The sequence below is a fragment of the Kitasatospora sp. MBT66 genome (genome assembly GCF_000710405.2).
Taxonomy (GTDB): Bacteria; Actinomycetota; Actinomycetes; order Streptomycetales; family Streptomycetaceae; genus Kitasatospora; species Kitasatospora purpeofusca.
This window is the reverse complement of the sequence record NZ_JAIY01000003.1, coordinates 746435-755168: the sequence shown is the minus strand read 5'-3', so window position 1 is coordinate 755168 and position 8734 is coordinate 746435. Positions and strand designations below refer to the sequence as shown.

The window sequence follows — 8734 nt, the reverse complement described above, 5'->3', positions numbered from 1 at the left end:
GGACCGCCCGGGGGAACGTCCCTTCGACCGTAGTACGGCCCCGAGGCCGGGTGCCATCCGAGCGGGGTGCCGTCCGCGCCGGGTGCTGTCCGGCCCGGCCCGGTCCCGGCCGCCGTCGGGCTCCGGCCGCCGTCCGGCCGCGCCCGCCGGAGGTGGCCGGGCGGGGCCCGAGCGGCGAGGATCGCGGCAAGGACTCGGCGAGCCGGCCGAGCGCAGCCCCCAGGAGGCCGCCGTGAGCGTCCCCGGACCGGCACCCCGCCGCCGTGTCCCCGGTCCGCCCGAACCGGGCGCGGCCGACCCGGGCTCCGACTTCCCGCAACGGCGGACGGACTACGCGGGCGCGGTCTACGGCTCGATGTTGGCGGCCTCCGTGATCGCTGCGTCCAGCACCCAGGAGGCCCACCCGAGGCTGTCGCTCATCCTGCTGCTGGTGATCACCGGGCTGGTCTTCTGGGCCGCCCACGTCTACGCGCACGTCGCCGGGCAGCGCGAGGCGGGCAAGGACGTGACCTTCCGCCAGGTGCGCCGGGTCGGCCGGCACGAGTGGCCGATCGTCGAGGCCGCGGCGCTGCCCGCGCTGGCGGTCCTGGTCAGCCCGTGGCTGGGCGCCGGGGAGAACGCCTGGCTCGCGCTGACGGTCGCGATCTGCCAGCAGGTGGCCTGGGCCACCCTGGGCGCCCACCGGGCCGGCGCCCGGCCCCGCCAGGTCGTCGTCGAGGGCGCCGTCAACCTGGTGCTGGGACTGGTCATCGTCGCGGCCAAGGTCGCGGTCGGCCACTGACGGGCGCCCGCCGCCCGGCGCGATGCGCAGGAACGCGGTTCAGTCACCCGTTCGGCGGGACGACCGGGTGGCCTTCGGCCGGTCCGGCCGGGTGGCCGGCAGGTGGCCGGTGAACAGCACCGCGCCGGCCGTGATGCAGGAGCAGGCGAGCACGGCGGCCTTGAGACCGTCGATCTGTGCGTCCTGGTAGTTCTCCACCACGGCGGCCGCCTCCTGCGGCGGCACGTCCGGACGCGACGCCAGCGCGGACGCCACCTGGTCGGCCGGTACGAAGGACAGTCCGGCCTCCACCTGGACGGCGGTCTGCTGCGCGACGGCCCCGGAGACCCGGGGATCGCTCTCGATCTGGCTGGTCACCGAGGTCGCGAGGGCACCGATCAGGATCGCCCCGATCAGCGCCGTCCCGAGCGAGGAGCCGAGGTTCTGCGCGGTGTACTGCAGCCCGCCGGCCTCGCTGCGCTCCTCCGGCTGAACGCTGGACTGCACCGTGTTGCCCAGCTGCGAGGCGAGCATGCCCATCCCGACGCCGAGCAGGGCCATCGCCCCGGCGAAGGAGGCACCGTGCAGGTCCGGTCCGATCGCCGTGATCAGCCACAGCGTCGCGGCGAGCAGGACCAGCAGCCCCGCCCTGGCGATGGTGCGAGGCGAGGCGAAGCGCAGCAGCAGGGTGCCCGACATCGAGGCGCCGAGCATCGTCACGGACACCGGCAGCAGCCGCAGACCGGTCTCGAAGGCGTTCAGGCCCTGTACGACCTGGAGGTAGAGCGGGATGACGAAGAACAGGCCCAGCAGGACGGTGTTCTGGTTGAACAGGCTGATCAGTCCCGAGCGCAGTGTCCGGTTGCCGAACAGGTCGAGCGAGACCAGGGGCGTGCGGCCCCGGCCCTCGCGCCGTCGCTCGTGCACGCAGAACGCGTAGGTCAGGGTGGCGCCGAGGGCGACGACGAAGAGGGTCGGCGCGAAGCCGAGCACGGTGAACGGCGGGTTGCGCGGCTGGACCCAGCCCCAGGTCCCGCTCTGCAGCACGGCCAGCACCATCAGGGCCAGGCCCGAGGCGGAGAGCACGACGCCGAGCAGGTCGAGCCGGGGCGGGTCGGTCGGCCGGGGCTGCGGCGGTATCCAGCGCATCAGCAGCAGGATGGTCACGACCAGCACCACTTCGCCGGCGAACACCAGCCGCCAGGTCAGATAGGTGGTCACCCAGCCGCCGAGCAGCGGGCCCACCGCGATGCCGGCGCCCGCCAGGCCGCCGATCACGCCGTAGGCGACGGCGCGGTCGCGGCCGGAGTAGGAGCCGGCCACCAGGGCGGCCAGCGCGGGCAGGACCAGGGCCGCCCCCCAGGCCCTCGACGATCGACCAGCCGAGGGCGAGCACCCCGACCGTGGGCGCCACCGCGGTCAGCCCCGAGCCGACCGCGTACACGACCAGGCCGATCACGAAGACCCGGCGGCGTCCGAACATGTCGCCGATCTTGCCGCCGGTCAGCATGAAGGCCGCCATCACCAGGGTGTACAGGGTGATGACGGCCTGGATGGCGGTCACCTCGGTGTCGAAGTCCTCGACCAGCTGGCTGATCGAGACGTTCATCACCGAGGCGTCCAGCACCATCAGGAACTGGGCGGTCCCGAGGACGGCCAGGGGCTTCCAGCGGTTCGCCATGGTCAGCTGCCGAGGATCCGGGCCTTCTGCGCGGCGAACTCCTCCTCGGTGAGGACCCCCTGGTCCTTGAGCGTCGCGAGGTCCTTGAGCTGGTCCAGCTTCTCCTCCATGGTCGGCGCGGCGGCCGGCGCGGCGGCCGGCGGGGGTGCGGCCGGGGCGGCGGGGGCGGGTTCGGCGTAGGACTCCTGTTGCGCCCAGCGGCCGGCCTGGCGGCGGGAGACTCGGTTGGAGACGGCGGTGGCCGTTCCGGCGACGACCGCGGTGCGGGCGACGCCACGTAGCAGTCCGGGCATGGCTTCCTGCCTGGGGTGAGGGAGATCGGGGGTGGGGTGGGGGCCGCGCGGGTCAGCCGGCGGCGTCGAGCTCCTCCAGCGCGTCCAGCACCTCCAGGAGGTCCTGGACCGGGACGCGGCCACTGGCGACCATGCGCGCGTCCGCCCGCCGCAGGGCGGCGGCCAGCGGGGCGGCCCACCGGTTCTCGTAGAGGAGCACCACGGCGGAGTCGCCGGGTTCCAGGAGCAGACCGGCCTCGGTGACGTCGGCGTCCCCGAGCAGACCGGAGGAGGCGCCCTCGAAGACGGTCAGGTCGAGGATCCCGTCGCCGTCCACGTCGGCAAGTTCGACGGCGGTGACCGTGCCGTCCTCGTCCTTGCGGACGAAGATCAGGTCGAGGATCCGGACGATGTCGCGTTCGACCAGGTCGACGAGCAGCGGCAGGCCCTCGCCGCTGAGGTGGCTGCCGGGGAACGCGATCACCAGGTAGTCGATGGGGCCGAGGTCGACCGGTTCGGTTTCGTCCGCCCCACCGGGCGCATCGGGTGCGTTGCTCACGTCGGCTCCTCCTGGTGTCAGGGCGTGCGGTCCGGCCGGCTGGGTGCGCCGGTCGGGGGCCGGTCCGGGCGCCGCCCGGACACCGACCCGTAGCGACGCTAACCCGCCGCCCGCGGTCGGCGGCTCACCTGTTCGGGGTGACGGAGGGACGGGGCGACAGGGTGACGGAGGGGACGGGGACGGGTCGGTGGGGTGCCGGGCGACCGGGTGGCGGACGGGGCCGGGGTCACCCCGCTGGGTCAGCCCTGCTCGCCGAGCGCCGCGCGGGGTCCTTGGCTGGGTGCACCGGTGTTCGCGCCTCCCGGCGCCACCGGTCCGCCCGGGGCGCCCCCCGACCCCGGGCCGCCCAGAACGAGGAGCCGCGCCCATGCCACCGACCGAGCCCGGCCCCGCGCAGCCCGACCCTTCGCAGCCGGGCCCTTCGCAGCCCGGCCGCCCGGACAGCGCCGAACTGGACGCGCTGCACCGCCGGGTCGCCGAGCTGGAGGCGGACGCCCGGGGCAGGAAGGAGCACCACCGGCTGCGCACCACCGGCTCGGTCGTCCTGGTGGTGGTCGCGTCCGTGCTGTCGCTGCTCGCGGTCATCGCGGTCTGGGCCCACGACGAGATCACCGACACCGACCGGTTCGTCGCCACCATGGCGCCGCTCGCCCACAACCCCGACGTCCAGAACGCCCTGGCCAACCGGATCACCGACGCCGCGACGGAGCAGGTCGACGTCAAGGCCCTGGTGAACGACCTGTCCCAGGCCGCCGCCGAGCAGGGTGTGCCGCCCCGGCTGGCCCAGCTGCTGGGCGGCCTGACCGGTCCGCTGGAGGGGGCGCTGACCAACCTGGTGCACTCCGCCGCCGAACGGGTGGTCACCAGCGACGCCTTCGCCACCGTCTGGGAGGAGGCGGTCCGGGCCGGGCACGCCACCATGGTCAAGGCCCTCACCGGCGAGGGCGGCGGCGCGGTGGTGCTGAAGAACGACGAGGTCGTGATCGACATCGGGCCGATGGTGGACCGGGTGAAGACCGCCCTGGTCCAGGCCGGGTTCGCGCCCGCCGCCAAGATCCCGGAGGTGCACACCCAGTTCGTGGTGTTCTCCTCGCCCGACCTGGCCAAGATCCGCGGCGGCTTCCGGCTGCTGGAGATCCTCGGCTGGTGGATGCCGGTGGTCACGGTCCTGGTCGCGGCCGGCGCGGTGTTCACGGCCGTCAACCGCCGCCGCGCGCTGGCCGGTGCCGCCCTCGGCATCGCGGCGGCGATGCTGCTGCTCGGCATCGCGCTGACGGTGTTCCGCTCCTACTTCCTGGACCACCTGCCCACCGACGCCTCGCCCGCCGCGGCCGGCGCCGTCTACGACGCGCTGGTGACCTATCTGCGCACCTCGGTGCGGGTGGTCGGCTTCCTGGCGCTGGTGGTGGTGCTCGGCGCGTTCCTCATCGGCCCCTCGCGGGCCGCCGTCACCGTCCGCTCGGTGGCTGGGCACGGGGTGGCGGCACTGCGCTCGGCGGCCGACTCGGCGGGCTTCCGGGCCGGGCCGGCGGAGCGCTTCGTCCGCCGCTACAAGCGCTGGACGGGCGTGGCGATCCTGGTCGTCGCCGCCGTGCTGTTCGCCTTCTGGGACCACCCGACGGCGATGGTGGTGTTCTGGTTCGCCGTGGTCGTGCTGGCCGCGTTCGCGGTCCGCGAGTTCCTCGCCCCCGCCTACCGGACCGCCGCCCCGGCCGAGCCGCCGCCGGCGGAGCCGCCCCCGCCGCCCGGGCCGCCGACGCCGCCGGTGCCGCCCGCGCCGCCGGGACCCCCGACCGTGACGGTCCAGGGCCCCTGACGGCACCGTTCCCCTTGCCTCTCCTGCGGGCCGGTCACTCCAGCACGAGCGCCTTGGCGCGCTGGTACTCCTCCTCCGTGATGGAGCCGTCCCGCCGCAGGTCCGCCAGCCGGGCCAGCTCCTCGGTGGCGCTGGGCCGCTTGGCCTCGGACCCGGCGGCGTCCCGCACGTAGTCCCGGAACTCGGCGTCCGCCTGCTTCACCCGGGCCGCCTCCCGCATCCCCATGCCCTTGCCGCGGGCGATCAGGTAGACGAACACGCCCAGGAACGGCAGCACGATCAGCAGCACGCACCAGCCGGCCTTGCCCCAGCCCCCGACCGAGTCGTCGCGGAAGAGGTCCCCGAAGACCCGGAACAGGAGCATGAACCAGAGGATCCACAGGAAGATCCACATGGTCGTGAGGAAGATGTTGAGCAGCGGGTAGTCGTCCATCGCCTGCCTCCGGAGAACGAGCCGACCGGACCACCGGGCACCGGGGTCCGACCCCCCGTGGCCCACGGTGACGCCCCTCGCCCGCGCGCGCACCACCCCGGGCGGGTGAGGCGGGACCGCTGCGGAGCCCGGATGCCGCGCTCACCCCGCGGGCACCGGCCTCACTCGGACCAGTCCGAGCCGAGGATCACCTCGACGAAGTCGCCCCGTTCGAAGCCCGGGACGAAATGCGCCAGGACGTCGGCCTTGACGTTGCCGAAGGTGGTGGCCGGGCGGTCCCTGATGCCCTCGGTGAACGCGGCAAGGATTCGGTTCTTGAAGTCCGGCCGGGGGTGCGCGGCCGTGACGGCGGCGCGCTGCTCGTCGCTCACCGCGTGGTAGCCGATGCCGAGGACGTCCAGCTCGACGCCCCGGGTGACCAGGGCGATCTCGGGCGCCATGTGCAGCGGGACCTCCGGGGTGGTGTGCAGGGCGATCGCCGTCCACACCCGGTCGGCCGGTTCGCCGGTGATGCCGTGGGAGAGCAGGAACCGCCGGGCCTCCTCGGCGCCGTCGATCTCGAACCGCCGGTCGGTGCGGGCGAACCGCCCGGTCAGCCCGAGGTCGTGGAACATCGCCCCGACGTAGAGCAGCTCCGGGTCGTAGTCCAACCCCTGCTCGGCGCCGCGCAGCGCCCCGAACAGGAACACCCGGCGGGAGTGGTCGAACAGCAGCGGCGGGGCGGCGTCCCGCACCAGCTCGGTCGCCTCCCGGGCCAGGGCGCTGTCCGGGACCCGCACTCCGGCAATCGTCTCGCTCATCCCGACTTCCCCATTTCCATTGGTACTTCCGGTACTTCCGGTACGTCGAAGGTCTCTCGGTACCGCTCGGCGAACCCCTCCACTGTCGCGCGGTGGCGTAGCCTGGCGCCATGTCCTTTCTGCCCTCCGCACCACGGATCCGGACATGACCGATCCGGACACGACGCATCCGGGCGCGACGGAGCAGGCCACGACGCATCCGGACACGACGGCGCAGGCCACGACGGAGCAGGACCCGCCCGGCCGGGTCGCCTTCCTCGTGTTCGACGAGCTGACCCTGCTCGACCTCAGCGGCCCGCTGGAGGTCTTCCACCTGGCCGGCGCGCTCGGCCACCCCTACCCGACCGTCCTGGTCTCGCCCCGGGGCGGCACCGTCACCGCCTCCAACGGTGTCGCCCTCGCCGGGACCGTCGCCGCGGCGGACACCGGCCCGCTGGACACCCTGGTGATCGCCGGGGCCGACCACCTCGCCGTCCGGGGGCCCGACCGGGAACTGCTCGCCGCCGCCGGGGACCTCACCGAGCGGGCCCGGCGGGTGGCCACGGTCTGCAGCGGCGCCTTCGTCCTGGCCGCGCTGGGACAACTGGACGGCCGCCGCGCCACCACCCACTGGCGGCACGCCGCCGCGCTGGCCCGGCGCCACCCCGAGGTGCGCGTCGAGCCCGACGCCCTGCATGTGCGCGACGGCCGCTTCCACACCGGTGCGGGCATCAGCGCGGGCATCGACCTCGCCCTCGCGCTGGTCGAGGACGACCACGGCGCCGACACCGCCCGGGGCATCGCCCGCGAACTCGTGATGTTCATGCGGCGCCCCGGGGGCCAGTCCCAGTTCTCCACCGCCGCGGCCGGTCCGCCCGCGCTGGGCGACCTGCTGCGCGCCGTCACCGAGGCCGTCCTGGCCGACCCGGCGGCCGACCACGGCCTGCCCGCGATGGCCGCCACCGCGGCGGTCAGCACCCGTCATCTGACCCGGCTGTTCCGCGCCGAGCTGGACACCACCCCGGCCCGCTGGGTCGAGCGGGTGCGGCTGGACCGCGCCCAGCAGCTGCTGCTGGACGGCCACAGCGTCACCTCGGCCGCCCGGCGCAGCGGGCTGGGCAGTGACGAGAGCCTGCGCCGGGCCTTCGCCCACCATCTGGGCACCACCCCCTCCGACTACCGCCGACGCTTCGGTACCGCCCGGCTCCCACCGCGCTGACCTGCGAAGCCCGTGCCGCCGGTGACCGGCGGCACGGGCTTCTGCATGCCCGGACCGGGCTCGGTCGTCACGTTGTAACGTTTTCGCTCTGCACGACGAAAAATTCTCGAAAACTGTTGTTAACCCCTTCGTGGCCTGGCTAGATTCACTCCCGTTCCCGCGATCGGCGGGACGGCGGCGGCACCGATCGGTGGTGCGTCGCAATCGGTCGGGACCGCCGCGTGCGGCGGCGGTCCCGAGCAGAGCGAAGGAGCTCCGGGCATGGGTGGCAGAATCGTGGGCGGGCCGAGTCGGCGTGGCTTCCTCAAGGGGATCGGCGCGGCCGCGGTGGCCGCCGGCGGGGGTTCGGTCCTGGCGGCGTGCGGCGGTTCTGACTCCGGCGGGGGCGACGCGGGCGGTTCCGGCGAGCTGTCCGGATCGGTCACCGTCTGGAGCTGGAAGAACCCGGCGGCCGAGCTCAAGGCCCTGATACCGGCCTTCAACGCCGTCCACCCCAAGGTCAAGGTGACCGTCCAGGACATCGGCAACCCGGCGATCTGGGACAAGATCACCATCGCGATGGCGGCCGGCGGCCAGGGCCTGGCCGACGTGCTGCACATCGGCGTCGACTACCTGCCCGGCTACATCGAGAAGTTCCCCGGCGGCCTCGCGGACCTCGGCGCGCTGGGCGCCAACAAGTACGCCGACGCCTTCGCGCCGGGCCTGTGGCAGACCGTCTCCCGCCAGTCCAAGGTCTACGCCCTGCCGTGGGAGGCCAACGCCAGCGGCTTCTTCTACCGCTCCGACCTCTTCCAGAAGGCCGGCGTCGACGCCGCCTCGCTCGCCACCTGGGACGACGTCATCGCCGCGGGCAAGAAGGTCAAGGAGGCCACCGGCACCGCGCTGCTGGCCGTGGACCGCTCGGCCTCGCAGGCCGACTCGGCCAACCTCTTCCAGCTGCTGCTCCAGCTCCAGGGCACCTTCTACTTCAACATCGACGGCAAGATCACCATCAACTCGCCGGAGGCCGTCCGGGCGCTCACCCTGATCAAGGAGATGAACGACGCCGGGCTGCTGCTCGACGTCCAGGGCTCGCCCGGCGCGCCCGGCTACGACGCCGCCGTCAAGGCCGGCAAGGTCGCCGTCTGCCCCAACCCCGCCTGGTACGGCGGCTACATGGAGTCCCTCGCCGCCGACCAGAGCGGCAACTGGCGCCTGATGCTCCCGCCGGCCGTC

At 74.0% G+C, this 8734-nt stretch carries 8 protein-coding genes and 1 pseudogene; 4 read left to right on the top strand and 5 right to left on the bottom strand.

Translation table 11 applies throughout. The features are described 5' to 3' along the window. Positions 1-232: 232 nt before the first annotated feature. Positions 233-781, top strand: a complete 549-nt coding sequence (locus BI06_RS05400) for a hypothetical protein (RefSeq protein ID WP_233290014.1) — start codon at positions 233-235, stop codon at positions 779-781. Positions 782-820: 39 nt separating this feature from the next. On the opposite strand, the pseudogene BI06_RS05395 reads toward BI06_RS05400, so the two are convergent. From BI06_RS05395 to BI06_RS05385, 3 genes and pseudogenes are all read right to left on the bottom strand, one after another. Continuing rightward, a pseudogene (locus tag BI06_RS05395) lies at positions 821-2441 on the bottom strand (MFS transporter). A 2-nt stretch (positions 2442-2443) separates the two neighbouring features. After that, complete coding sequence (locus BI06_RS05390; protein WP_043465459.1) at positions 2444-2734, bottom strand: SHOCT domain-containing protein; 291 nt, start codon at positions 2732-2734, stop codon at positions 2444-2446. A 52-nt stretch (positions 2735-2786) separates the two neighbouring features. Continuing rightward, entirely contained in the window at positions 2787-3272 is a 486-nt protein-coding gene (locus BI06_RS05385; RefSeq protein WP_051740264.1) for a DUF6325 family protein, read from the bottom strand. Positions 3273-3639: 367 nt separating this feature from the next. On the opposite strand from BI06_RS05385, the gene BI06_RS05380 reads away from it, so the two are divergent. Then, positions 3640-5088 (top strand): DUF3488 domain-containing protein, encoded by a 1449-nt coding sequence (locus tag BI06_RS05380; RefSeq protein ID WP_199523231.1) that lies wholly within the window; start codon positions 3640-3642, stop codon positions 5086-5088. 34 nt (positions 5089-5122) lie between these two features. Here the strand turns inward: BI06_RS05380 and BI06_RS05375 are convergent, their stop codons facing one another. Together BI06_RS05375 and BI06_RS05370 are read right to left on the bottom strand one after the other, a co-directional pair. Then, positions 5123-5521, bottom strand: coding sequence for an SHOCT domain-containing protein (locus tag BI06_RS05375; RefSeq protein ID WP_030395200.1), 399 nt, complete (start codon positions 5519-5521; stop codon positions 5123-5125). Positions 5522-5682: 161 nt separating this feature from the next. Beyond that, positions 5683-6321: an HD domain-containing protein gene (locus BI06_RS05370; RefSeq protein ID WP_043465457.1), complete on the bottom strand. Its 639-nt coding sequence runs from the start codon at positions 6319-6321 to the stop codon at positions 5683-5685. A gap of 145 nt (positions 6322-6466) precedes the next feature. On the opposite strand from BI06_RS05370, the gene BI06_RS05365 reads away from it, so the two are divergent. Beyond that, a complete protein-coding gene (locus tag BI06_RS05365) occupies positions 6467-7519 on the top strand; it encodes a GlxA family transcriptional regulator (protein ID WP_082558277.1) in 1053 nt (350 codons plus the stop codon). A gap of 261 nt (positions 7520-7780) precedes the next feature. Next, on the top strand, positions 7781-8734 hold a 954-nt coding region (locus BI06_RS05360; RefSeq protein WP_082558276.1), incomplete at its 3' end, for an ABC transporter substrate-binding protein.

Excerpts from the sequence above, each read along its gene's own strand:
- BI06_RS05390 (WP_043465459.1), bottom strand. The coding sequence starts at position 2,734 with ATGCCCGGACTGCTACGTGGCGTCGCCCGCACCGCGGTCGTCGCCGGA.
- BI06_RS05380 (WP_199523231.1), top strand. The coding sequence starts at position 3,640 with ATGCCACCGACCGAGCCCGGCCCCGCGCAGCCCGACCCTTCGCAGCCG.
- BI06_RS05375 (WP_030395200.1), bottom strand. The coding sequence starts at position 5,521 with ATGGACGACTACCCGCTGCTCAACATCTTCCTCACGACCATGTGGATC.
- BI06_RS05370 (WP_043465457.1), bottom strand. The coding sequence starts at position 6,321 with ATGAGCGAGACGATTGCCGGAGTGCGGGTCCCGGACAGCGCCCTGGCC.
- BI06_RS05365 (WP_082558277.1), top strand. The coding sequence starts at position 6,467 with ATGACCGATCCGGACACGACGCATCCGGGCGCGACGGAGCAGGCCACG.